The organism is Variovorax sp. CF079 (genome assembly GCF_900101545.1).
In the GTDB taxonomy this organism is placed as follows: Bacteria; Pseudomonadota; Gammaproteobacteria; order Burkholderiales; family Burkholderiaceae_C; genus Variovorax.
Map to the genome: position 1 here is coordinate 234,831 of NZ_FMZU01000001.1, position 24,635 is coordinate 259,465.

A 24,635-nucleotide genomic window follows, 5' to 3' on the forward strand; every position below is an offset into this window, starting at 1 on the left:
CTCGTTGAATGTTGTTGGGCGCTGCGAGCCGGGGTGGCGCGCAGCGCGAGGGATTCTAGAGGCGTTGTTACAACTCAGCGTGCTACAAAGTCTCGAAATCGCGGCCGATCGCCGGCCGCAGGGGCGCGCTGCTTGAGCCCGAACAGCGGCCGCAGCCAGCCGATGCGGCGGATCAGCCCGTCGCTCAGCGCCCAGCAGCCGAGCACCGTCAGTGCCACCAGCAAGACCGGCTCCAGCACCGGGCCGAGCCGCCATGACGCGAGCGCGACGGCGCCGGCAACGATCAGCGTCTGGTGCAGCATGTACCAGGGGTAGACCGACTCGTTGGCCCAGCCCAGCCAGGGCCAGGGGCGGTCGAGGTAACGATGGGCGAAGCCCAGGATGGCCGCGAGCGCGCTCCACAGGTAGAGCGCGCGCAGCACGCGCAACAGCCGAATATCGGCGCCGGCCAGCTTCAGCGCGAAGTAGGCGATGAGGGGGGCCGCCGCCAGCGCCAGCGCCCAGCCGCGCACCCGCGCCAGCTCGCGCCAGAGGCCGGCATCGATTCCCATCCAGTAGCCGTAGAGAAAGACCGTGAAGTAGAGGGCATGCAGGTACCAGTCGTGGATCAGGTCGTGGGTGGCCGGGAAGCGCGGCCCGAGCACCAGCGTGAAGAGCACGAGCGGCAGGGCCGGCAGCACCAGCAGCCGCCAGCGCCGCAGACCGGTGAAGGCGGCGCGCAGCCGCTGTCCGGCGGCCGATCGCAGCACCGGCAGCAGCAGCACCACCAGCGCCGTGTAGGCGAAGAGGTAGGGCAGGTACCACAGGTGGTTCCAGGTCATGCCGAAATCGGAGCCGGCGAAGGCGCCCTTGGGCCAGGGTCCCATCGCGAGGTAGCGTGCCATGAAGGCGCCGAATCCCGGCGCCACCAGCCCCTTGGCCACGGCTTCGGCGTAGGCCTGGTAGGGCACCACCACCGTCATGCCGATCGCCAGCGGCAGCAGCAGCCGCAGCGCACGCTGTCCGACCAGGCGCAGCGGCTCCTGGCCGCGCAACAGAAAACCCAGCGCCACGCCCGACACCAGGAACACCAGGTCCATGCGCCAGATGTTGACGGCCTGCATCGGCCATTGCAGCCAGTGGGCGGCATGCGGGCTCTTGAGGTGCCAGGGCCAGTCGGCCACGTAGTACATCGCCACGTGGTAGAGGATCAGCAGCAGGAAGGCCAGCGCGCGCAGCGCATCGATGTCGTGTCGTCGGTCGGTGCTCATGGTCCGGCTCCTTGGATGGCAAGGCGGCCATGGTGGCCTGCGGTTCGGTGCGCAGGGGCGGCCAGGGGACGATCCGCCGGCGCTTTGTGACGAGCGGCGGCTCCGGAGGGACGAAATTCGGCCGTCCCGATCCGGATTCACGAGAATCCCGCCATGCCGAAGAACCTGTTCGAACGCTACCAGCCCTATCGGCGGCGGGCCGAGATCGCCTTCTGGGTGATCGTGATGGCGCTGCAGGCGGTCTTCAACACCGCCGTCGCCGTGGTCGACGCGGGCAAGTTGGGACGCGAGGTGCCCCTGTGGCAGCCGGTGGCCTGGGAGCTTTCCAGTCATCTTGTGCTGCTCGCGCTGGTGCCGGCGGTGTTCGCTTTCGAGCGCCGCTTCCCGCTCAACCTGGCCACGCTCGGCCGCAACTGGGCCTGGCACTTGGCCGGCAGCGTGGTCTTCAGCCTGGTGCATGTGGCCGGCATGGTGGCGCTGCGCCATTTGGTCTATGCGCTGGCCGGCAGCCAGTACGACTTCGGCCCCTGGGGCGAGAAGTGGTTCTACGAGTACCTCAAGGACGTGCGCACCTACGCGCTCTTCCTCGTGACCTTGCTGGGCTACCGGCTTTTCATGCTGCGGCTGCAGGGCGAGGCGCGCGTGCTCGATGCGCCGGAGGGTGCGGCCGAGCCCGCGCCGCCCGCGCCCGAGGCGGCGCCGCAGCGGCCCGAGCGCTTTTTGGTGCGCAAGCTCAGGCGCGAGTTCCTGATCGCGGCCAGCGACATCGACTGGCTGCAGGCCCAGGGCAACTACGTCGGCCTGCGCGTCAACGGGCATGACTACCTGCTGCGCGCCACGCTGACCGACTTCCTGGCCCAGCTCGATCCGGCCCGCTATGCGCGCGTGCACCGCAGCTACGCGGCCAACCTGGACCGGGTGGCCGAGATCGAGCCGCTCGACGGCGGCGACGCCCGGCTGCACATGCGCGACGGCACGCAGATCCCCTGCAGCCGGCGCTACCGCGACGCGCTGCGGGCCTGAGCTTCGGGCCGCGGCGACAATCGCAGGCCTTCCCGCAGCAAGAGAAAGAACATTCCCGATGGCCATCCAGTGGTTCCCCGGTCACATGCACTTGACCCAGAAGGCCATCGCCGAACGGATCAAGGACATCGACGTCGTCATCGAGCTGCTCGATGCGCGCCTGCCGGGCTCCAGCGCCAACCCGATGCTGGCCGAACTCACCGGCCACAAGCCGGGCCTCAAGGTGCTCAACAAGCAGGACCTGGCCGATCCCGAACGCACCGCGCTCTGGCTGGCCCACTACAACGCGCAGCCGGCCACGCGCGCGATCGGCCTCGATGCCAGCCAGACCGCGCCGGCGCGGCAACTGATCGACGCCTGCCACGAACTCGCGCCGAACCGCGGCGGCATGGCCAAGCCGATGCGCGTGCTGATCTGCGGCATTCCCAACGTCGGCAAATCCACGCTGATCAACACGCTGACCGGCAGCCGCAAGGCCAAGACCGGCGACGAGGCCGGCATCACCAAGCTCGAGCAGCGCATCGTGCTGGCCGACGACTTCTATCTTTGGGACACGCCCGGCATGCTGTGGCCGCGCATCATCGTGGCCAAGAGCGGCTACAACCTGGCCGCCAGCGGCGCCATCGGCCGCAATGCCTTCGACGAGGAAGAGGTGGCCCTGGAACTGCTCGACTACCTGAAGCGCGACTACGCGGGCCTGGTCGAGGCGCGCTTCAAGCTCGAATCGATCGAGGGCTTCCGCGACGAGCAGGTGCTCGAAGCCATCGGCCGCAAGCGCGGCGCGCTGCTCGGCCGCGGCCGCGTGAACCTGCAGAAGGCGGCCGAGGTCGTGATGCACGAATTCCGCAGCGGCAACATGGGCCGCATCACGCTGGAGACGCCGCAGGAGTTTGCCGGGTGGCTCGCGGCGGGGCAGTTGCTGGATGCGGAGCGCCGGGCGAAGAAGGAAGCGCGCTCGCGCAAGAAGCGCCCTCCCGAGCAGGAAGACAGCCCGCCCGAGAGACCCTAGCAGCTAGTCGAATTCGATCTGCGCTTCCTGTGCGATGTAGCGCACGTAGTAGAAATCGCGGATTGCGCTCACCCGATCGTCCTGCCAGCTCAATTCGATGAAGTAGTTCGGCCGCGCCGCGCCCGGCGGGGAGAAAACCGCCAGCACCTCGCGGCCGTCGAGCCAGCCCGGCACCAGGTGCCAGTCGGGGAGCTTGGCGTAGTTGCCGAAGTAGGGCGCCACGTTGCGCCGGCCTGCCGCCTTGCGCCGCGACACCAGGTCGAGCCGCACTTCGTCGGCGAGCATGGCGCGCACGCCGTCCCAGTCATGGGCGTTGAACAGGCTTGCATAGCGCACCAGCGCCGGCTGGAAGGCGCGCGCCGGCGTTGGCGGCGGCGCGACTTCGGACAGCTCGCGCAGCAGCACGCGCCCGCGGTGCAACGCGGCCTTGACGGCCGGCACGCTCAGTTCGAGTTCGCTGGCGATCTCCTCCAACGAATGGTCCAGCACGTCCTTGAGGATCACGCAGCCGCGCTGCGCCGGCGCGAGCTGAAGAAAGAGAGAGAGGGCGGCATGCACGGCCTGATGCCGCGCCAGCGCCTGGTCGGGCTCGCGCGCCTCGTCGTCCGCGATCTCGGATGCTGCGTCGAGGGGCTCGGTCTTCAGGTACGCATCGTGCCGCCAGCGGTCGACCGCCCGGTTGTGGGCGATGCGAAAAAGCCATGGGCGCAGCGGCGGCAGCTCCTTCAGTTCCGACAGCTGGTAGTAGGCGCGTGCCAGCGTGTCCTGGACCACGTCTTCGCCGTCGGCGACCGAGCCGGTCATGCGCGTGCAGTAGCGATGCAGCTCGGGCCGCACCTCGTCGACGAGCGCCAGGAACTGCCGGCGCGCCTCTTCCAGCGTGCCGAGGATCGCGTCGTGCGTGTCACTTGCCGAAGAAGCCATAGGACCCGATCTCCTCCAGTTCCGTCGTGACCGGCGGCGTCTCGCAGCGCTCGCGGATCTCCGCCGTGAAGGCCTTGAAGGCGGGAAGCGCCGTCAAGGCATTGGCACCGTCCGCGGCCTCATGTGAAACGAGGTGGACGAAGCTCACGCCATCCGCCAGCTTGAAGGTGGCGTAGTGCAGGCCAGGCGGTCGGGCCTGATGGAGCGCTTCGTACACCGCGCGGACGTAGCTTTCATTCTCGGCCACCCGGTCGGCCTTCACCTTGTATTGCACCATGCGTTTCATGATCGGAGTCCTTTCTCCGGCAAAGGCCGGAACAGCTTGTTCTCTGTCGGGAGCCACCAGGCCGCGAACGCGGCCAGCAGCGAAAGCGCGGCAGCAACGCCCATTGCCTGCGTGAAGCCCAGGCTGAAAGCCGGCGGCGAGGCCAGGCTGCCGGCGCGGGCAAACACCTCGACCAGGAGCGCGATGCCGAACATTCCGCCCAGGTAGCGAAACATGTTGAAGGTGCCGGAGGCCTTGCCGATCTCCACGGGCGCCACCGCGCTCAGCACTGCGCTCTGGGCCGCGGGCATGGCCATCGAGACGCCGGCACCGCCGACGATCAGCGGCAGGACGAGCTGGGCATAGGGAAGATCGGGCGCCGCGATCAGCGCGATCCAGGCGCTGCCGATGGCCTGCAGCAGCACGCCGCAGACGACCAGCGGCCGTTCGCCGAAGCGGTTGACCAGGCTGCCCGCCAGGGGCGCGACCACGAACAGCGTGGCCGTCCATGGCAAGAGCCGCAGCCCCGCGCCGAGCGGGCCCGCGCCCTGCGACTGCAGAAACTGCGGCAGGAAGAACACCGTGCCGTACATCGGCGCGTAGAAAAGAAAGCTGGCCGCAATGCCGGATGAGAAGCCGCGCGAGCGGAACAGCGAGAGCGGCAGCAGCGGCGCAACTGCGCGCCGCTCCCAGGCCAGGAAGCCGATCGCCAGCAGCAGGCCGGCCGCCAGCGCCCCGGCCACTTCGAAGCTGGCCCAGGCGGCCTCGTGCCCGCGCGTCAGTCCCCACACCGCGCCCAGGATCGCGCCGGTGGCGAGCAGCACGCCCGGAAGGTCGAGCGCGGCGGCCGGCCCGCGGCTCTCCGGGATGCGGCGCAGCATGAGCGGAGCGACGACCAGCCCGATCGGAACGTTGATCCAGAAGATCCATCGCCAGTCAAGGCCTTCGGCCACTGCGCCGCCCGCGGCCGGCCCGACGATCAGGGCCAGCCCGGTGACGCCGCTGAAGATGCCGAGCGCCCGGGCCCGCGTCTCCTTGGGAACGGCCGCGCTCAAGAGCGCCATCGCCAGCGGCATCGCCAGTGCCGCGCCGACCCCTTGCAGGGCGCGCGCGGCGATCAGCCAGGCGACGCTGCCCGCCATCGCACAGCCGACCGAGGCGAGGACGAAGATCGCGAGGCCCGCGACCAGCGTGCGCCGGCGCCCGAAGCGATCGCCGAGCGCCGCACCGCTCATGAGCAGCACGGCGAAGCTCAGGTTGTAGGCATTGACGGTCCATTCCAGCGCTTCGATCGGTGCGCCGAAATCCTTGCCGATCGCGCTCAGGGCGGTCGTGACCACCAGCGCGTCGAGCGCGATCATGAAAGAGGTCAGCGAGGCCAGCGCGAGAACCCAGCGCGGGGAGGGGGCCACGTGAAATGTCGGGTCGTAGGTCATACGACGAGGACGAACGGGGCGCGGGAAAGGATGCGGTGCGAGGAATCCAATGAAGCGCAAAGCCGTTCTTTACGCTTCAAATTTGAAGCGCAAATGGATAAGATGCGCTTCATGTGGATCTGGCAGGCCGCCGATTGGCCTCATTTCAAGTTCGACGCGCAGGCGCTGCAGCCGGCGCTGGCCGCGGCTCGCGTTGCGCAAGGACGGATGCTCGGCGTAGCGAGCGGCCTTCAACTGGTCGATCTGGGCGAACTGCAGCTCACCGAATGGGCGCAGGAAGCCGTCGCCACCGCGCAGATCGAGGGCGAAATGCTGCAGATCAATTCGGTGCGCGCGTCGGCCGCGCGCCGTCTGGGCTTGACGCAGAGCAGTCGCGCGCGGCTGACCCAGCGCGAACCCCGTGCCGAAGCCACGCTGGATGTGATCGAGGCCGCGGTCGCGCAATGGCAGCAGCCACTGACCGAGGCCAGCCTTTTCGATTGGCATGCTGCGCTGTTCCCCAACGGCCGTAGCGACATCACGCGCATCGTGACGGGTGCCTACCGCACGCACCCCGAGCCCATGCAGATCGTCACGCCGAGGCTGGGCAAGCCGGACACGGTGCACTACGAGGCGCCGGCCTCGCGCGATGTGCCGTCGCAGATGCGCCTGCTGGTGGACTGGTTCAACAATGCGGAGCTTCGCGCCGGCATGGACGGCATCGTGCGTGCCGCGCTGGCGCATCTCTGGTTCGAAACCATCCATCCCTTCGAGGACGGCAACGGCCGCATCGGCCGGGCGCTGAGCGATCTGGCGTTGGCGCAGGACACGCGCAGCAGCCAGCGCCTGTTCAGCCTCTCCCAGCAGATCTGGCTCGACCGCCAGGGCTACTACGCGCATCTTCACAGTGCATCCTGCCAAACGCAGATGGACGTCACATCCTGGGTACTGTGGTTCGTGGGGCGCGTCGAACAGGCATGTCTTGCCACGCTGAGCCAGATGCAGACCGCAGCCGACAAGAGCGCGTTCCGGCTCGGCATCCAGGCGGCTCACCCTGAACTTACGCCCAGCCAGCGCAAGGTGCTGAACAAGCTCTTCGACACCCAGCCCGCAGGCTTTGCGGGCGGCATGAGCACGGAGAAGTACGTCGCGATCACCGGCGTATCGCGTGCCACCGCCTACCGCGAACTCACGCGGCTTGCCGAATGGGGGCTGCTTGCGCGAACAGGGCAGGGGCGAGGCACGCGCTACGCACTGGTGCCCGGCGAGGCCTAGTCTCACGTCCACAGGCCTCGGAACATGCGCACAGTGCGGTCGCCAGCGGGAAAATCCCGGGCGCGGCGCCATGCCGCCAAGTCAAGATGCAAACTCATCCTTCACTCCAGCCGGAGCCTACCCATGCACTACGTCCTCGCGCGCATCACCGTCAAACCTGAGGTCGTCGAACTCGCCAAGGGCATCCTCGTCGACCTGGCGACCAAGTCGCGACAGGAACCGGGTTGCATGGGCTATGAGCTCTACCAGCAGGCCGAGGCGCCGCACGTGTTCCAGACTGTCGAGCAGTGGCAGGCCAAGGCGCATGCCGATGCGCACATGGCGACCGTGCACGTGGGCGCGGCGATCGCGGCCGCGGGGCCGCTGTTTGCGGCGGCGCCGGAGATCGTGGCCTACAGCAGGTTGGTCTAGGGTCTGAAGATCCTGGCGAGCAGGGCCTCGAAGGTTGCCTCGGCATTGGCCAGCGCGGCCTGCTGCTGGAGCGAGATCGAGTGCAGGGCCGTCGCATGTTCGGCAAATGCCTGCTGATGCGCGTGCGGCGCAACCATGATCGGCAGCGTACGGAGCCTTTCCTTCGAGATGTTGAGCATCGACGCGGCCGTTCCGCTGGCCATCAATCGAAGCCGTCTTCGGATGGCCGGCGCCGTCAGCAGCGCCCACAGGTAGAGCGGATGCACGCCCGATTCGGGCCGCAGGCAGAGGCGGAAGATCAGGTCGGGCAGGAGGATGCGGCCCTGGGTGTCCCAGACATAGGCCGGCGTGCCCACGAGCTCCAGCGTGTTCTTGCGGCTGAGCAGGAGATCGCCGCGCCGGACCTCGCAGCGCGCATCGGGCACTTCCTTGTCGGGCAGGGTCTTGTGGTCCGACTCGTTGTAGGCGGCATGCTTCAGCGCGCTCAGGCGCAGCACGCCCCATTCGTCGGGCGCCTTCGGCCGGTCGTGGCAGCGCGGGCTCTTGCCGCTGTCGATGCGCTCGAGCACATCGCCCAGCGTCGCCACCGGCCAACTCTTGGGATTGGCGGTGGCGTCGCCGAACATGTCGGCGTGGATGGCGAGGATCAGCTGCTCGGTCTTCTTGCGCGCTTCGCGCCGAAGCCGGACGATGCCTTCCGCGCAGGACAGCACGTCGACCATGCGGCGCTGCTCGGCCAGCGCGGGCACCAGAATGGCAGCGCCCGCCATGAAGGCCGCGGGCACGCGCTGCTGGCCGGCGGTGCCGGTGAAGCTTCTGCGCGCCTCGCGCCGAAAGCGCTGCTGGCGCACGAAGTAGTAGAGCCACTCGGGCAGAACGGATTCTTTCGCGCGCAGCACGTGGAACTCGGTGGAACCGAAGCCGCGTCCACCGGCCAGGCCGCGCGCGATGGCGGCCTTGCCGTTCTCCATGCACGGCGTGATCTTGGCGAACAGCACATCGTCCTCGGCGAAGGGGGTATAGCCCTTCTTCACTTCGGCGAAGCGGCGCGTCAGGCGCTGCTCGATGGTGCCGGAAGTCTCGTTCACCGCGGCCATCGGGACGAAGCCGACTTCACTGTCTTCCTGCAGGTCGTGCGACTTCGGCAACCTCGGGTTGATGTCGCAGACCTCGCCGAGCAGCGCGATGCGGGCCGCCGGCATCATGGAATGCGCTCCGCCAGCGCGGCGCGCAGCGCCTCGATCTCTTCCACGATCTCGGCCTCGATCGCCGCCAGTTCGCCGAGCAGCTCGCGCGGATCCAGGTGCTCGACCTGCGCCTGGCTCATCGGCCGGTAGCGGCTGGCCGACAGGTTGAAGTCGTTGGCGCGCAACGCGGCCGCGTCGGCGAACCACCATTTCTCGGTCCACTCGGCGTCCGCATCGCGCGCCTGCCAGCGCGCCCAGGCTGCATCGCGACGCGCGTAGGCCTGCGACAGCGCGGGCAGGTCGTCGGCTTCGATGGGCGTGTCGTGGTTGGCGTCGAGCCGGTAGCCGTCGTCGTCGGCATGCAGGAACTGCACGCGCCCGGTGCGCCCGCCGCGGCGGAAGAACAGCACCGAGGTCTTGACGCCCGAGTAGGGCTGGAACACGCCGCTGGGCAGGCTCAGCACGGCCTCGACACGATGCTGCTCGATCAGCTGGCGGCGCAGCTCGCGGTGTGCGAGCGTGGAGCCGAAGAGCACGCCCTCCGGCACCACCACCGCGGCCCGGCCGTCGGGGCGCAGGCTGTCGAGCATGTACTTGAGGAACAGCAGCTCGGTGGCGCTGGTGCTGCCGATCTTCACCTCGTCGACGATGCGGTCCTTGTCGACCCGGCCCGAGAAGGGCGGGTTCGCCAGCACCACGTGGAAGCCTTCGGCCGGCAGGCCCAGTGCGGCCTTGTAGCCGGCGTCGAGCGAGGTGGTCAGCACGTTGCGCTGCAGGATGCGCACATGGGCCAGGCCGCGCAGCGTGAGGTTCATGGTTGCCAGCCGCACCATCTTCGGGTCGACGTCGTCGCCGAAGAAGGTGGCGGTCTGCAGCGTGGAAAGCTGGTCGGCCGAGAGCTTGTCGCCCAGGCCGCGCAGGTGCGTCTTGCCGTCGAGCTCGGCCTCCGCGATGCCGCCGGGCGAGGAGTTCGCGAGCCGGATCTGGTTGTAGGCCACCACCAGAAAGCCCGCGGTGCCGGCGGCGGGGTCGTAGACCGTCTCGCCGACCTGCGGATCGACCATCTCGACGATGGTTCGGATGATGTGGCGCGGCGTACGGAACTGGCCCAACTCACCGGCCTGCTTCAGCTGGCGCAGCACGTGCTCGAACAGATCGCCCTTGGTGTCGGCATCGGCCTGGTCGAGCCGCAGGCCGTCCACCAGGCGGATGACCTGCGTCAGCACCGTGGGATCGTCGATGCCCAGGCGCGCGCCGCGCATGAAATCGTAGGCCGAGGCTTCGCCGATCTCGGCGAAGAAGGGAAACACCTCGTCGCGCACGAAGCGCACCAGCGCCTCGCCCGACAGCTCGCGCGACCAGAGCGACCAGCGAAAGCGGTTGCGCGGAACGGTCGGCTCGCCGGTGTGCAGCACGGTGGCGGGCAGGTTGCCTTCGCGCGCGGCCGACACGAAGGCATTCAAGGGATTTCGGAGCTCCCACTCGCCATCGAACAGGCTGATGGGACGCGTCTTCAGCATGCGGGCGCGTGCCTTGGCCTCGGCGTCGATGCCCTCGACGAGATAGAAGAAGAACAGGAAGGACAGCTGCTCGGCGTTGTTGACCGGGTCCGGGTAGCCACCGCCAAAAAGGTAATCGCGAATCTGGTCGATGGACCGTCGCATGTCGGCAGTCAGGGGCATGAGGGCAAGGCGCTCGAAGAATTTGTGTTTGTGGGTCGCGAGTCTACGAGGCAATTGGGAGGGGGTTGACGGCCTCCACCGTGGCGGCGCGGCTGTAGCAAACTCAGGGACCTCTCAAGAACACCCCGCCATGCCTCCCATCCCGCCCCAGCTCGAAGTCACCCAGCCCGATCTTTCCGCCTACCGCCAAGGCAACACCGGCGTCGACTATGTCCACCGCTTCGAATCCGGCAAGCCCGGCCCGCATGTGCTGATCAACGCGCTGACCCACGGCAACGAGATCTGCGGCATGGCGGCCGCCACCCATCTGCTCGACAGCGGCGTGCGCCCGAAGACCGGCACGCTCACGGTGAGCTTCGCCCACGTGGAGGCCTACAACGCCTTCGACCCGGACCAGCCCTTCGAAAACCGCCAGCTCGTCCACAACCTGAACCGCATCTGGTCCGACGAGTGGCTGGACGGCCCCGAGGACAGCCCCGAGCTGCGCCGCGCCCGCGAACTGCGGCCCGTCGTGGCCGCGGCCGACCACATCCTCGACATCCACTCGACCAGCCAGCCCGTGGCGCCCTTCTGGGTCTACCCGGCCTTCGCGCGCAACACCGCGGTGGCGCTGGCGATCGGACGCCCCGCGATCCACCTGCTCATGCCCAAGGGCCTGGGTTCGGGCACGCCGCTGATCCAGCATGGCCGCCACGGCGAGGAGGAGAGCCCGGCCGGCGCAGCCATGGTGGTCGAGTGCGGCCAGCACTTCCTGCAGGCCACGGCCGACTTGGCCACCGCAGTGAGCCTGGATTTTCTGGCCCATTTCGGCCTGATCGAGCGCGACCCGGCCACGCCGGCGCCCGGACCGCAGCAGCGCTTTGAGCTGCTGGAAACGCGGATGGTCAAGACCGAGGAGTTCCGCTTCGTGCGGCCGCTGCTCGGCTTCGAGGTGTTCGCCAAGGGCGAGCTGATCGCGACCGATGGGGCGGAGGAGATTCGGGCGCTCTGCGAGGACTGCACCGTGCTCATGCCGGCGCGGGTGCCGATCGTGGGGCGAGAGGCGGTGTACCTGACGCGGCCGCTCTAGACCCCGGCGACCGGCTACTTGCCCCAGCTGTCCTTCATGCCGGCCGCGCGATTGAACACGAGCCCGTTGCCCTGGTGCGTGTCCAGCACGAAGTAGCCGTGCCGTTCGAACTGGAAGCCAGCGCCGCCGGCGGGCTTGGCCAGCGCGGGCTCGACATAAGCGCTGGCCGTGATCAGGCTCGTGGCGTTGAGGTCTTCCTCCAGTTCGCCGCCGCCCGGCTGGGGCGCAGCGAAAAGGCGTTCGTAGAGCCGCACCTCGGCCGGCACCGCATCGGCCGCCGCCACCCAGGTGATGTTTCCCTTCACCTTGATCGCATCCGCGCCGGGCGTTCCGCTCTTGGTGTCCGGCACCAGCTTGGCCTGCACTTCGACGAGCTTGCCGTCCGCGTCCCGCGTGCCGCCGGTGCATTCGATGACGTGGCCGTACTTGAGCCGCACCTTGTTGCCCGGGAACAGGCGGAAAAAGCCCTTGGGCTGCACGTCCTCGTAGTCGGTGCGCTCGATCCAGACCTCGCGGCCCAGCTTGAAGCTGCGCTTGCCCATCTCGGGGTGGTGCGGATGCACGGGGGCCGTGCATTCGTCCAAAAAGCCGGCGCCCATCAGCTCGTCCCAGTTGGTGATGACCAGCTTGACCGGGTCGAGCACGGCCATGGCGCGCGGGGCGATCGGGTCGAGGGTGTCGCGCAGCGCGGCTTCGAGGCTGGCGTAGTCGATCCAGCCGCCGGACTTGGTGACGCCCGAGCGTTCGCAGAAAAGCTTGAGTGCCTCGGGCGTGTAGCCGCGGCGGCGCAGGCCGGCCAGGGTCGGCATGCGGGGGTCGTCCCAGCCGTCGACATGGCCTTCTTCCACCAATTGGCGCAGCTTGCGCTTGCTGGTGATCACGTGGGTCACGTTGAGGCGCGCGAACTCGTACTGGCGCGGGTGCGGCGTGGCGATCAGGCCGCCCTCGGCCAGGCGGTCGAGCAGCCAGTCGTAGAAGGGGCGCTGATCTTCGAATTCCAGCGTGCAGATGCTGTGGGTGATCTGCTCCAGCGCGTCCTCGATCGGGTGCGCGAAGGTGTACATCGGGTAGATGCACCAGGTGTCGCCGGTGTTGTGGTGCGTCGCGCGGCGGATGCGGTAGAGCGCCGGGTCGCGCATGTTGATGTTGGCGCTTCCCATGTCGATCTTGGCGCGCAGCACGGCGGCGCCGTCGGCGAGCCGGCCGTCGCGCATGGCGCGGAAGCGCTCGAGGTTCTGCTCGGGCGTGCGGCTGCGGAAGGGGCTGTCGGTGCCCGGGGTGTTGAAGTCGCCGCGGGTGGCGCGGATTTCCTCGGCGCTCTGCTCGTCGACGTAGGCCAGGCCGGCGCCGATCAGGTACTCGGCCGCGCGGTACATGAAGTCGAAGTAGTTGCTCGCGAAGTAGACGTGCTCGTTGGGCGCGCCGAGCCGGGCCGGATCGTCGGCCAGCACAGTGTCGTATCCGAGCCACTTCACGGCGTCGCGGATGGCGTCGACGTACTCCTGCTCTTCCTTCTCGGGGTTGGTGTCGTCGAAGCGCAGATGGCACACGCCGCCGTATTCCCTGGCCAGCTCGAAGTTGAGCCAGATGCTCTTGGCGTGGCCGATGTGCAGATAGCCGTTGGGCTCGGGCGGGAAGCGCAGGCGCACCCGGGCCGGGTCCTGCATGCCCTGGGCATGGTGCGCCGCATCGCCGGGAGAACCGCCCCATTGGCGGCCGGCATAGTGGCCCTGTTCGAGGTCGTTTTCGATGACGTGGCGCAGGAAATTGCTCGGTTTGGCGGTATCGTGGTCGGCAGGGGAAGTCATCCGTTCATTCTAGGTGGGCCCCTCGCGGCGTTACCTTTTGCAACTTTCTTCACCCAGCGATGTGAACGGAGTTCACAGTTGGCGCGTTCAATACAGGCATGGGCGATTTGCGCCCTCCCAACAAGGAGTCCCACAAAATGAGCCTCACTCGTTCCACTTTCTTCAAATGGGCTGCCGCCGGTGCGGTCGCAGCGGGCGCATTGTTCACGGCGGCCTCGGCCAATGCTCGCGGCGACGTGAGCTGGTCGGTCGGCATCAGCGCACCCGGTGTGGCAGTCGGCGTGGCGGCTCCGCCGGTGTACTACGCGCCGCCGCCGGTCTACTACCGTCCGGCTCCCGTGTACTACGCGCCGCCGCCGCCGGTCTACTACCGTCCGGCCCCCGTGTACTACGGCCCGCCGGCCCCGGTTTACTACCGTCAGCCGTATGGCTACTACCGTCATCACTACTATCGCGGCCACGGCTACGGCCACGGCCATGGCCATGGCCATGGTCACGGCCACTGGCGCTGAGCGCAGACAGATACGATTGCCTGCTGTCACATGAAAAAACCGGCCTCAGGGCCGGTTTTTTCATGGGTGCCTTCTTTTCACATGGCGCGAAACAGGTGGGCATAGAGGCGGCTGACCGGGATTTTTTCCCGGCGGCCACGCAGGGCCAGATGCAGCTTGCCGGCCTCGTCGCGGTGCACCGATTCGATGGCTTCGCTGCGCACCACCATGGCGCGGTGCACCTGCCAGAAGGCGCCGGCGTCGAGCTGCGGCAGCAACTGCTTGAGCGGCGTGCGGATCAGGTATTCGTGGCTGGCGGTCAGCACGCGCACGTACTTGTCGGCCGCCTCGAAGTACTGCACCTCGTCGATCGGGACCATGCGCACCGTGTTCCCGGAGGTGCCAGCCTCGCTGGCGGCGATCAGCTTGAGGGGCATCGCGCCCGCCGGAACCGCGGCCGCGCCGCCGGCCGTCGCCAGCAGCTTGCGCCATTGCGAGAGGGTGCTGGCCAGCGCGTCGTCGGCCGGTACCGCGGGGGAATTGCGAAGTTCCAGCGCGTCCTTCAGGCGCGCGACGGTGCGCTGCAGGCGTTCGGTCTGCACCGGCTTCAGCACGTAGTCGATGGCCTGGGCGTCGAAGGCGCGGGCCGCGTACTCGTCGTAGGCGGTCACGAACACCAGCTGCGGCATCGGTGCCTCGTCGGCGGGCCAGGCATCGGCCAGTTCGGCGGCGGCGGCTAGGCCGTCCTGGCCCGGCATGCGGATGTCGAAGAACAGCACCTGCGGCAGCAGGCGCAGCGCCTCACGCACCGCGCTCTGGCCGTCGCCCACGGTGGCGAGCACCTGCAGTTCGGGCCAGGCGGCGGCGAGTTCGGCACGCAGGGCCTGGGCCAGCAGCGGTTCGTCTTCGGCGATGAGGGCGGTGGGTTTCATGCAGGCAAGGGAAGGGTGATGGTGGCGCGGGTGCCGCCGGCTGGACCCGCGCTCAGGTCCAGCGAGCTTTGCGGGCCGTACACGGTGGCGAGCCGCTCGCGCACCTGCGCGAGGCCGAAGCCGCCATCTTCGGAGGGCGGCCGGGTGTTGTCGATGCCCACGCCGGTATCACACACGTCGATGAGGAGATTCCGGCCTTCGCGCCGCGCGCCGACCGCGATCTCGCCGCCTCCCACTTTGGGCTCGAGGCCGTGCCGGATGGCGTTTTCGACCAGCGGCTGCAGCAAGAGCGGCGGCACCGGCACCTCGCGCAGGTCCTCGGGCAGATCGAGCCTGTAGGCGAGCCGTGCGCCCATGCGCACCGACATCAGTTCGAGGTAGTCGCGCAGGCGCTGGAACTCGGCCGCCAGCGGATGCGCGAGCGCGCGCGAGCCGCTGAGCGTCACGCGCAGGTAGCTGTTGAGGCTGTCGAGCATGGCCACGGCGCGCGGCGGATCGGTGGCGATCAGCACGCGCAGGTTGGCCAAGGTGTTGAAGAGCATGTGCGGCTCGAGCTGCGTTTCGATCAGCTTGAGCCGCGCATCGGTGGCGTCGCGTTCGGCGAGGGCGATCTGCCCCTGGAGGTACTTGGCCTTGCCGCGGCTGTAGTAGTAGTAGCAGATCGCGATGGTCGCGACCAGCGTGATCATCAGCGTCGAGACCAGCCTGTCCGGCGAGAAGGTCCGGAACTCCAGCATCGGCTTGCCGGTCCAGGCATCGCCGATCGCGTTGCCGCCCAGAAAGCCGATCACGACGCCCGTGAGGACCAGCAGGATGCCCGGCAGGCCGAGCGGCCAAGGCTTGTCGCTGCGCCCGGCCAGCAGCAGGCGGCCGATGTCGATCACCAGCCAGCTGATCATCCCGATCGAGAACGAATAGATGAGCTGCGACACCCATCCGCCGCGGCCCGAAATGGCCAGCACCACCGCGATGACGCAGGAGAACACCGCGGTGGTTACGCCGTGCCGCAGCAGGTCCTTGAGATTCCCCGGTGTGAAGCTGCGCGTCAGCGCGTCGATCACCGGCGGTCTCCGCCGCGCAGTGCCTTGCGTTCGCGTTCGAGCAAACGGTCGTAGAGATTGCCGCCCGGGGCGACGAAGAACACCACCGCGCCGTGGATCAGGAGGCCCAGGCCCCAGCCGAGCAGCGGGTACATGGCCCAGTCCTGCCCGCGCGAGGTGGCCAGGAGCACGAGGAACAGGTTGACCAGCAGGTAGACGGTGGCATGGATGTACCAGCCCATCTTGGCGCCAGCACGGCGGCGGGCGAGCCGTTCCTGCGGATCATGGTTGGAGGAGTCGTCGTTCATGGTGTCGCCTCTTTGAAAGACAAGAAGATTCTGGCCGATCCTAGGCGCCTGCCGCCGGCAGTTCGGCCTGCGCGCGGTCGTTGCGAAGCGCCAGGGTCCACATCCGCAGCGCACGGGCTGCGAAGATGCCGCTCCCGCCGCCATAGAGCGCGCTGATGCCGAGCGCGAAAGCCGCCTGCTGCTTGAGTTCGGGATGCATCGCGAGCAGCACGCCGACCGCGTACTTGGTGAAGAAGATGCCCATCATGAGCGCCAGCGGCACCGCACTGCCGGCGACCTGAAACCGGCGCGCCGCGGCGTCGTAGCGCGTGCCGGCGGGCAGCGGCCTCTGCAGCACGGTCCAGAGCATCAGCGCCGCCGCCCCGGCCCAGGCCATGAGCGCCATCGGCGAATCGCCGAAGCCGGAAAGAACGCCGTAGACCGACAAAGCGGTCATGGCGATCGGCATGAGGGCGATGCGGGTCAGGCTCACGCCACCGGCGAACAATTGCTTGGCGCCGAGCCACACGAGCATGGCGAAAAGCGCGAACACCCAGCGGGGGGTATGGGCCAGGATCTGGGCGAGCATCAGCATGTCGTTTCTCCGGGAAGTGGGGTCGGAAGTCGTCGATGGAGCGGACTGTGCCGGCCGGCCGCGGCGCCCGCCACGCCCTTGCGACGAAGCGCATCCGGACGGCGCGAGTTGCAATCCGTCGTCGCCGGATGCATAGGTCAACGCCGGCTTTACCGCGGCTTTACGGTTCGTAAGGACGGAGCGCTACGATTCGGCGCTCCACTCAGGGCTGCCTCCGTACTGCCCCTTTTTCGTCCGATGTCTTCCCCCACCCCCGAGCCTCCTGACGCCATCCCCGCCGGCCAACCCGTTCGCCGGCCGCCATCGCGACGCCGGCTCTGGCTGGGCAGCCTGGCCGCACTGGTGCTGGTCCTGGCCCTGGGCGGCGGTGCCTGGTATCTGATCAAGCGCTCGAACGAACCGGCCGCCGGCCGTGGCGGCTTCGGCGGCGCGAGCTCTACCGTCGGCCACGCGGCTGCGCGCCGGGCCGAACTGCCGGTGACCATCGAGGCGCTGGGCACGGTGACGCCGCTGGCGACCATCACCCTCAAGCCGCAAGTCGGCGGCGTGCTCACCGAGGTGCTCTACACCGAGGGCCAGACCGTCACCAAGGGCCAGCTGCTGGCGCGCATCGATCCGCGCCCCTACGAGCAGGCGCTGATGCAGGCCCAGGGCACGCGCGTGCGCGACGAGGCGCAGCTCGAGGCCGCGCGCGTGACGCTGGCGCGCTACCGCACGCTGCTCACCCAGGATTCGATCGCGCGGCAGGACGTCGACACCCAGGCCGCGCTGGTCAAGCAACTCGAAGGCACCGTGACCACCGACCGCGCGTCCGAGGCTGCCGCCAGGCTCAACCTCGACTACACGCGCATCACCGCGCCGGTGGCCGGGCGCATCGGCCTGCGCACGGTCGACCTCGGCAACACGGTCACGGCCAATGCGAGCACCGGCATCGCGGTGATCACGCAGATGAACCCGATCGACGTGCAGTTCGCGGTGCCGCAGGACCGCCTGCCAGACATCCAGGCCCAGCTCGCCAAGGGTGTGCCGCTCACGGTCAAGGCGCTGGACCGCACGCGCAGCGCGACGCTCGACACCGGCACCTTCTCCACGCTCGACAACGTGGTCGACACCAGCACCGGCACCGTGAAGGGCAAGGCGCGCTTCGGCAATGCCGCCGTCACGCTGTTCCCGAGCCAGTTCGTCAATATCCAGATGACGCTGCGCACCGTGAACGCGATCGTGGTGCCGGTGACGGCGGTGCGCACGGGGCCCAACGGCAACTACGTGTACGTGATCAACGAAGACCGCACGGTTTCGATGCGCGCCGTCAAGCGCGGCGAGTCCACGGTCGACGTGGTGGCGATCACCGAAGGCCTCGAGGCCGGCGAGAACGTCGTGACCGAAGGTGGCGACCGCATCAAGGACGGCGCCCGCGTGCAGCTCCAGGGCGACAAGCCGGTGACCGGCCCGCGCCCCGGCGCTTCCGGCCCTAGAGGCCCGCGCGGCGAAGGCAGGCGCCAGCGGCCCGCGTCACCCTGAACGAGGTGCTCTGAATGAGCCCTTCACGTCCTTTCATCGAGCGGCCGGTGGCGACCGCGCTCCTCATGGTCGCGATCGTGCTCGCGGGCCTGGTGGGCTTCCGCTTCCTGCCGCTGGCAGCCCTGCCGCAGGTCGACTACCCGACCATCCAGGTGCAGACGCTCTACCCGGGCGCCAGCCCCGAGGTGATGAGCCGCACCGTCACCGCGCCGCTGGAGCGCCAGTTCGGCCAGATGGCGGGGCTCGATCGCATGAGCTCCACCAGCTCGGCCGGCGTGTCCATCGTCACGCTGCAGTTCGCGCTCGACCAGACGCTCGACGTCGCCGAGCAGCAGGTGCAGGCCGCCATCAACGCCGGTGGCTCGCTGCTGCCGGCAGATCTGCCGGCGCCGCCGGTCTACGCCAAGGTCAACCCGGCCGACGCGCCGATCCTCACGCTGGCCGTGAGCTCCGAAACCATGCCGCTGACCGAGGTGCAGAACCTCGTGAACACGCGGCTGGCGCAGAAGATCAGCCAGGTGAGCGGCGTCGGGCTGGTCTCGCTCTCGGGCGGGCAGCGGCCCGCGGTGCGCATCCAGGCCGACACCAATGCGCTGGCCTCGGTCGGCATCGGGCTGGACACGCTGCGCACCGCGATCGCGGCGGCCAATGCCAACAGTGCCAAGGGCAGCTTCGACGGCCCGAAGCGCGCCTACACCATCAACGCCAACGACCAGCTGGTGGCGGCGGCCGATTACAAGAACCTGATCGTCGCCTGGAAGAACGGCGCGCCGGTGCGCATGAGCGACGTCGCGCGCGTGGTCGACGGCGCCGAGAACACGCAGCTCGGCGCGTGGGCCGCGCAGCGCAGCGAGAAAGCGAAGGACGACAACAGCACGGCGGCGCTGTACCCCGCCATCATCCTCAACGTTCAGCGCCAGCCGGGCGCCAACGTGATCGGCACGGTCGACGCGATCAAGAAGCAGCTGCCCGATCTCGAAGCCTCGCTGCCCGGTTCGCTCAAGGTCGAGGTGCTGAGCGACCGCACCACCGGCATCCGCGCCTCGGTGCACCACGTGCAGCTCGAGCTGGCGCTGGCGGTGGTGCTGGTGGTGCTGGTGATTTTCTTCTTCCTGCACAGCCTGCGCGCCACCGTGATCGCAAGCGTCGCGGTGCCGATCTCGCTCATCGGCACGCTGGGGCTCATGTACCTGCTGGGCTACAGCCTCAACAACCTGAGCCTGATGGCGCTGACCATCGCGACCGGCTTCGTGGTGGACGACGCGATCGTCATGATCGAGAACATCGCGCGCTACCTGGAGGAGGGCGATCCGCCCTTCAAGGCTGCGCTCAAGGGTGCGACGCAGATCGGCTTCACCATCATTTCACTGACGGTGTCGCTGGTGGCGGTGCTGATTCCGCTGCTCTTCATGGGCGACGTGGTGGGCCGGCTGTTCCGCGAGTTCGCGGTCACGCTGGCGATCACCATCCTCATCTCGGCCGTGGTTTCGCTGACGCTGGTGCCGATGATGTCGGCGCGTTGGCTCAAACCGCAGGCGGAAGAGGGCGGGCGCTTCGGCGCGCGGGTGCAGCAGTTCATCGATCGCGTGATCGCGCGCTACGACGGCTGGCTGCAATGGGTGCTGCGCCATCAGCCGCTGACGCTGGTGGTGGCGCTGTTCACGCTGGTGCTCACCGTGCTGCTCTACATCGCCATTCCCAAGGGCCTGTTCCCGACCCAGGACACGGGGCAGCTGCAGGCGCGCATCGAGGCGGCGCAGGACGTTTCGTTCGTGCGCATGGCCGAGCTGCAGCAGGCCGCGGCCAACGCGATCCTGGCCGACCCGGAGGTGCGCAGCCTGAGCTCGGTGGTGGGCGTGGACGCGGCCAACAACACGGCGCTCAACACCGGCCGCATGCTGGTGAACCTGCGCGCCGACCGCGGCAACCAGGAAGAGACCATGCAGCGCCTGCGCGAGCGCGTGCGCGCGGTGGCCGGTGTGGCGCTCTACCTGCAGCCGACGCAGGATCTGACCATCGATGCCGAGACCGGCCCGACCGAGTTCCGCGTCTCGCTCGAAGGCGTGGACACCACGACCGTGAACGAATGGGCGAGGAAGCTGGTGGAGCGCCTGCGCACAGTGCCGCAGGTGCGCAACCCGACCACCGATGCGGGCGCGCAGGGGATGGCCGCCTACGTGGACATCGACCGCAACACAGCTTCGCGGCTGTCGGTCACCGCCAGCTCGGTCGACGATGCGCTCTACAGCGCCTTCGGCCAGCGCATCGTGTCGACCATCTTCACCGAGACCAACCAGTACCGCGTGATCCTCGAGGCCCAGCGCGAGGCGCTGTCTTCGCCGCAGGGCCTGGGCAACCTGCAATTGCGCACCGGCGCGGGCACGCCGACGCCGCTGTCCTCGCTGGCGACCGTGCGCGAGCAGCTCGCGCCGCTGCAAGTCACGCGGGTCGCGCAGTACCCGGCCGCGACCGTGGGCTTCGACACCGCCTCGGGCGTGTCGCTCGGCAAGTCGGTCGCGGCGATCCGCGCCGCGGCCAAGGACATCGCGTTGCCCGCCAGCGTGGGCATGACCTTCCTCGGCGCGGCAGGGGCCTACGAGAAATCGCTGACCAACCAGCTGTGGCTGATCCTCGCGGCCGTGGTGTGCGTGTACATCGTGCTGGGCGTGCTCTACGAGAGCTACATCCATCCGCTGACGATTTTGTCGACGCTGCCTTCTGCCGGTGTCGGGGCGTTGTTGGCGCTGATGGTGACCGGCAACGACCTCGGCGTGATCGGCATCATCGGGATCATTCTGCTGATCGGCATCGTGAAGAAGAACGCGATCATGATGATCGACTTCGCGATCGATGCGGAGCGCCATCAGGGCAAGTCGCCGCAGGAGGCGATTCACCAGGCGGCGCTGCTGCGCTTCCGGCCCATTCTGATGACCACGCTGGCGGCCTTGTTTGCCGCCTTGCCCTTGATGTTCGGGTGGGGTGAGGGGGCTGAATTGCGGCGTCCTCTGGGTTTGGCGATCTTCGGCGGGCTGGTGGTGAGCCAGGTGTTGACGCTGTTCACGACGCCGGTGATCTATCTTGCCTTTGATCGGATGGGGCGGAGATTCGGAGGAAAGCGTGAAGCAACGCATTCCGCTTGAGCCCCGTGCCCTCACCCCCACCCTCTCCCAGAGGGAGAGGGAGTAAGGCATGAACCTCTCCAAGCCCTTCGTCGAACGCCCGATCGCCACGGTCTTGCTGACGATCGGCGTCGCCCTGGCCGGCATGGTGGCCTTCTTCGTGCTGCCGGTCTCGCCGCTGCCCCAGGTCGATTTCCCCACCATCTCGGTCCAAGCCAGCCTCGCCGGTGCCAGCCCGAGCACGATGGCATCGAGCGTTGCCACGCCGCTGGAGCGCCGGCTGGGCATCATTCCCGGCGTCAATGAACTGACCTCGACCAGCTCCAACGGATCGGCGCGCATCACGCTGCAGTTCGACCTCAAGCGCAACATCGACAGCGCCGCGCGCGAGGTGCAGGCGGCCATTAACGCGGCGCGCGTCGATCTGCCGGCCACGCTGCGCAGCAACCCGACCTACCGCAAGCGCAACCCGACGGCGGCGCCGGTCATGATCCTTGCGCTGACTTCCAAGACGCGCACGCCGGGGCAGATCTACGAGGCGGTGTCGAACATCGTGAGCCAGCGCCTGTCGCAGGTCGAGGGCGTGGGGGAGGTCGAGATCGGCGGCGGTTCGCTGCCTGCTGTGCGGGTCGAGCTCGAGCCCTTCGCGCTCAACCGCATGGGCATCAGCACCGAGGACGTGCGTGCCGCGATCCAGGCCAACAACGCGAACCGGCCCAAGGGCGCGATCGAGAGCGGCGACCGCCGGCTGCAGGTCTACACGCCCGCGGCGGGGCGACGCGCCGACGATTACCGCGACCTGGTGATCGCCTGGCGCAACAACGCCGCGGTGCGCCTGGGCGACGTGGCGCGCGTGATCGACAGCGTCGAGAACACGCGCACGCTGGGCCTGTTCAACGGTGCACCTGCCGTGGTCGTGCTGCTGACGCAGGAGCCCGGCGCCAACATCATTGAAACCGTGGATGGCGTGCGCAAGCTGCTGCCCGAACTGCGCACGCAACTGCCGCAGGACATCGACATCCAGGTCGCGTCCGACCGCACCAACTCGATCCGCGCCTCGCTGCGCGAGATCGAGTTCACGCTGATGGTCTCGATCGTGCTGGTGGTGCTGGTGGTGGGCCTGTTCCTGCGCAAGGCGCGCGCCACCATCATCCCGGCGGTGGCGACCGTGGTCTCGCTGCTGGGCACTTTCGGCGTGATGCACCTCTTGGGCTACAGCCTCAACAACCTGAGCCTGATGGCGCTCACGGTGGCCACCGGCTTCGTGGTGGACGATGCCATCGTGGTGCTGGAGAACACAGCGCGCCACGTCGAGGCCGGCATGAACCGCATGGAGGCGGCGCTGCGCGGGGCGCGCGAAGTCGGCTTCACGGTGCTGTCGATCAGCCTCTCGCTGGTGGCGGTGTTCATTCCGCTGCTGTTCATGGGCGACCAGGTCGGCCGGCTGTTTCGCGAGTTCGCGGTCACGCTGTCGGCGTCGGTACTGATCTCGCTCGTGATCTCGCTGACCACCACGCCGATGATGTGCGCCATGCTGCTGCGCAGCGAGGCGGAAGAGGGGCCGGCCAAGAAGCCCGGGCGCGTGCGCGCCTGGCTCGGCAGCCGCGCCGAGCGTGCCTGGCAGTGGACCCTGCGCACCTACGCCCACAGCCTGGACTGGGCGCTCGCGAGCAAAGGCGTCGTGATGGTGGTGCTGCTGGCGGTGATCGCACTCAACGTCTATCTCTTCAACGCCATCCCCAAGGGCTACTTCCCGCAGCAGGACAACGGGCAGCTCAACGCGGGCTTGCGGGCCGACCAGAGCATCTCGTCCGCGGCGGTCGCCGACAAGTTGCGCCAGGCCGAGGACATCATCCGCAAGGACCCGGCGGTCGACACCGTGGTGGGCTTCTCGGGCGGTGGCCGCGCGGGCGGCGGCTTCATGTTCGTAAACCTCAAGCCGGTGTCCGAGCGCACCGAGAAGACGGCCGCGGTGATCGACCGCCTGCGCCCGCAGCTCAACCAGCTCACCGGCCTGCGCGTGTTCCTGAACCCGGTGCAGGACCTGCGCATGGGCGGGCGCTCCAGCAACTCGAGCTACCAGTACACGCTCAAGAGCGACAACCTGAACGACCTGCGCGCCTGGTCGACCAAGCTGGCCGAGCGCCTGCGCCAGGAGACCATGCTGACCGACATCGACAGCGATGATGCCGACAACGGCGTCGAGACCTACGTCGAGGTCGATCGCGATGCCGCGGCGCGGCTCGGCGTGACCTCGAGCGCGGTCGACAGCGCGCTCTACAACGCCTATGGCCAGCGCTCGGTGGCCACCATCTACGACGAGCTCAACCAGTACTCGGTGATCATGGAGTGGGCGCCGCGCTTCCAGCGCGCGCCGATCGCGCTCAAGGACCTGTACGTGCCTTCGACGCTGAACACCACCACCACAGCGAGCGGCGCGACCAGCACCAGTTCGCTGCAGGCCACCACCGACGCGACCACCGGCACATCGACCACCACCTCGGCCAACCCGGCATCGCGGACCTCGTCGGCCGGCCAGCAGATCGCGACCAGCACCACCAATATGGTTCCGCTCTCGGCCTTCGCCAAGCTCAGCGAGCGGGCGGTGCCGACCTCGATCGACCACCAGGACACCGAGCTCGCGAGCACCGTCTCGTTCAGCCTGGCCGAAGGCGTGAGCCTGGCGCAGGCCAAGCGCATCGTCGCCCAGGCCGAGGCCGACATCGCGATGCCGGTCAACGTGCGCGGCAGCTTCCAGGGCACGGCGCTGGCGGCGCAGCAGTCGCAGGCGCAGCAGCTCTTCCTGATCCTCGCGGCGCTGATCGTGATCTACATCGTGCTCGGCGTGCTCTATGAGAGCCTGGTGCATCCGGTCACGGTGCTGACCACGCTGCCTTCGGCCGGCGTCGGCGCGGTGCTGGCGCTGCTGCTGTTCCGCATGGAGTTCTCGATCATCGCGCTGATCGGCATCTTCCTCCTGATCGGCATCGTCAAGAAGAACGCGATCCTGATCATCGACTTCGCGCTCGAGGCCGAGCGCGCGCGCGGCCTGAGCGCGGTCGAGGCGGTGCGCGAGGCCTGCCTGTTGCGCTTCCGCCCGATCCTGATGACCACGCTGGCGGCCGCGCTCGGCGCGCTGCCGCTCGCGATCGGCTTCGGCCAGGGCGCGGAGCTGCGCCAGCCGTTGGGCGTCGCGATCATCGGCGGCCTGATTGCGAGCCAGCTGCTGACGCTTCTGACCACGCCGGTCGTCTACGTGCTGCTCGACAAGCTGCGCCGGCGCCCGGCCAACGAAAAATACCTGAGCCGTGCCGCGAGCTCGGCATGAAGAC

General features: G+C 68.4%; 20 protein-coding genes. 9 read left to right on the forward strand and 11 right to left on the reverse strand.

The genetic code is table 11. From position 1 onward, the window contains the following. Window positions 1-74: 74 nt before the first annotated feature. Window positions 75-1,250: an acyltransferase family protein gene (locus tag BLS74_RS01300; protein WP_093102314.1), complete on the reverse strand. Its 1,176-nt coding sequence runs from the start codon at window positions 1,248-1,250 to the stop codon at window positions 75-77. A 153-nt stretch (window positions 1,251-1,403) separates the two neighbouring features. On the opposite strand from BLS74_RS01300, the gene BLS74_RS01305 reads away from it, so the two are divergent. Continuing rightward, complete coding sequence (locus tag BLS74_RS01305; protein ID WP_093102316.1) at window positions 1,404-2,273, forward strand: LytTR family DNA-binding domain-containing protein; 870 nt, start codon at window positions 1,404-1,406, stop codon at window positions 2,271-2,273. A 58-nt stretch (window positions 2,274-2,331) separates the two neighbouring features. Beyond that, window positions 2,332-3,282, forward strand: coding sequence for a ribosome biogenesis GTPase YlqF (ylqF, locus tag BLS74_RS01310; RefSeq protein WP_093102317.1), 951 nt, complete (start codon window positions 2,332-2,334; stop codon window positions 3,280-3,282). A gap of 3 nt (window positions 3,283-3,285) precedes the next feature. Here ylqF and BLS74_RS01315 read toward each other — a convergent pair whose 3' ends face one another. Genes BLS74_RS01315 through BLS74_RS01325 form a run of 3 tightly spaced genes read right to left on the reverse strand, consistent with a single transcriptional unit; the run spans window position 3,286 to window position 5,883 of the window. Next, on the reverse strand, window positions 3,286-4,206 hold the full coding sequence (locus BLS74_RS01315; RefSeq protein ID WP_093102319.1) for an RNA polymerase sigma factor: 921 nt from the start codon (window positions 4,204-4,206) through the stop codon (window positions 3,286-3,288). Continuing rightward, a complete protein-coding gene (locus BLS74_RS01320; RefSeq protein ID WP_139191611.1) occupies window positions 4,187-4,492 on the reverse strand; it encodes a hypothetical protein in 306 nt (101 codons plus the stop codon). Before BLS74_RS01320 ends, BLS74_RS01315 begins: the two co-directional genes overlap by 20 nt. Continuing rightward, the gene (locus BLS74_RS01325) at window positions 4,489-5,883 is read right to left on the reverse strand and encodes an MFS transporter (protein ID WP_244503703.1); all 1,395 of its coding nucleotides are present in this window, start codon (window positions 5,881-5,883) and stop codon (window positions 4,489-4,491) included. Before BLS74_RS01325 ends, BLS74_RS01320 begins: the two co-directional genes overlap by 4 nt. Before the next feature lie 117 nt (window positions 5,884-6,000). On the opposite strand from BLS74_RS01325, the gene BLS74_RS01330 reads away from it, so the two are divergent. Next, on the forward strand, window positions 6,001-7,161 hold the full coding sequence (locus BLS74_RS01330; protein ID WP_170855466.1) for a DUF4172 domain-containing protein: 1,161 nt from the start codon (window positions 6,001-6,003) through the stop codon (window positions 7,159-7,161). A gap of 123 nt (window positions 7,162-7,284) precedes the next feature. Then, entirely contained in the window at window positions 7,285-7,572 is a 288-nt protein-coding gene (locus tag BLS74_RS01335; RefSeq protein WP_093102325.1) for a putative quinol monooxygenase, read from the forward strand. On the opposite strand, the gene BLS74_RS01340 is transcribed toward BLS74_RS01335, so the two are convergent. Together BLS74_RS01340 and BLS74_RS01345 are read right to left on the reverse strand one after the other, a co-directional pair. Further along, on the reverse strand, window positions 7,569-8,777 hold the full coding sequence (locus BLS74_RS01340) for a restriction endonuclease subunit S (protein ID WP_093102326.1): 1,209 nt from the start codon (window positions 8,775-8,777) through the stop codon (window positions 7,569-7,571). The two genes, BLS74_RS01335 and BLS74_RS01340, sit on opposite strands and share 4 nt — an antisense overlap. After that, window positions 8,774-10,423, reverse strand: coding sequence for an HsdM family class I SAM-dependent methyltransferase (locus tag BLS74_RS01345; RefSeq protein WP_212733605.1), 1,650 nt, complete (start codon window positions 10,421-10,423; stop codon window positions 8,774-8,776). The genes BLS74_RS01340 and BLS74_RS01345 overlap by 4 nt, the downstream gene beginning before the upstream one ends. Window positions 10,424-10,571: 148 nt before the next feature. On the opposite strand from BLS74_RS01345, the gene BLS74_RS01350 reads away from it, so the two are divergent. After that, the gene (locus BLS74_RS01350; protein ID WP_093102329.1) at window positions 10,572-11,510 is read left to right on the forward strand and encodes a M14 family metallopeptidase; all 939 of its coding nucleotides are present in this window, start codon (window positions 10,572-10,574) and stop codon (window positions 11,508-11,510) included. A 14-nt stretch (window positions 11,511-11,524) separates the two neighbouring features. On the opposite strand, the gene BLS74_RS01355 is transcribed toward BLS74_RS01350, so the two are convergent. Then, window positions 11,525-13,318 carry a glutamine--tRNA ligase/YqeY domain fusion protein gene (locus BLS74_RS01355; protein ID WP_093102331.1) on the reverse strand — a complete coding sequence of 598 codons (1,794 nt, stop codon included), beginning with the start codon at window positions 13,316-13,318 and terminating at the stop codon, window positions 11,525-11,527. A 137-nt stretch (window positions 13,319-13,455) separates the two neighbouring features. On the opposite strand from BLS74_RS01355, the gene BLS74_RS01360 reads away from it, so the two are divergent. Continuing rightward, entirely contained in the window at window positions 13,456-13,830 is a 375-nt protein-coding gene (locus BLS74_RS01360) for a hypothetical protein (protein ID WP_093102332.1), read from the forward strand. Between the two features lie 77 nt (window positions 13,831-13,907). Here the strand turns inward: BLS74_RS01360 and BLS74_RS01365 are convergent, their stop codons facing one another. From BLS74_RS01365 to BLS74_RS01380, 4 genes are read right to left on the reverse strand one after another with little or no spacing between them, the layout of a single operon-like run. Next, the gene (locus tag BLS74_RS01365) at window positions 13,908-14,741 is read right to left on the reverse strand and encodes a LytR/AlgR family response regulator transcription factor (protein WP_093102334.1); all 834 of its coding nucleotides are present in this window, start codon (window positions 14,739-14,741) and stop codon (window positions 13,908-13,910) included. Continuing rightward, complete coding sequence (locus BLS74_RS01370) at window positions 14,738-15,802, reverse strand: sensor histidine kinase (RefSeq protein WP_348272410.1); 1,065 nt, start codon at window positions 15,800-15,802, stop codon at window positions 14,738-14,740. The genes BLS74_RS01365 and BLS74_RS01370 overlap by 4 nt, the downstream gene beginning before the upstream one ends. Further along, on the reverse strand, window positions 15,799-16,089 hold the full coding sequence (locus BLS74_RS01375; RefSeq protein WP_093102335.1) for a 2TM domain-containing protein: 291 nt from the start codon (window positions 16,087-16,089) through the stop codon (window positions 15,799-15,801). The genes BLS74_RS01370 and BLS74_RS01375 overlap by 4 nt, the downstream gene beginning before the upstream one ends. 40 nt (window positions 16,090-16,129) lie before the next feature. Continuing rightward, a complete protein-coding gene (locus BLS74_RS01380) occupies window positions 16,130-16,657 on the reverse strand; it encodes a DUF6622 family protein (protein ID WP_093102678.1) in 528 nt (175 codons plus the stop codon). Between the two features lie 243 nt (window positions 16,658-16,900). Between BLS74_RS01380 and BLS74_RS01385 the strand changes: the two genes are divergently transcribed. From BLS74_RS01385 to BLS74_RS01395, 3 genes are read left to right on the forward strand one after another with little or no spacing between them, the layout of a single operon-like run. Beyond that, a complete protein-coding gene (locus BLS74_RS01385; protein ID WP_093102337.1) occupies window positions 16,901-18,184 on the forward strand; it encodes an efflux RND transporter periplasmic adaptor subunit in 1,284 nt (427 codons plus the stop codon). A gap of 14 nt (window positions 18,185-18,198) precedes the next feature. Then, the gene (locus tag BLS74_RS01390) at window positions 18,199-21,324 is read left to right on the forward strand and encodes an efflux RND transporter permease subunit (RefSeq protein ID WP_093102338.1); all 3,126 of its coding nucleotides are present in this window, start codon (window positions 18,199-18,201) and stop codon (window positions 21,322-21,324) included. Between the two features lie 49 nt (window positions 21,325-21,373). Further along, window positions 21,374-24,631 carry an efflux RND transporter permease subunit gene (locus tag BLS74_RS01395; protein WP_093102340.1) on the forward strand — a complete coding sequence of 1,086 codons (3,258 nt, stop codon included), beginning with the start codon at window positions 21,374-21,376 and terminating at the stop codon, window positions 24,629-24,631. Window positions 24,632-24,635 lie beyond the last annotated feature (4 nt).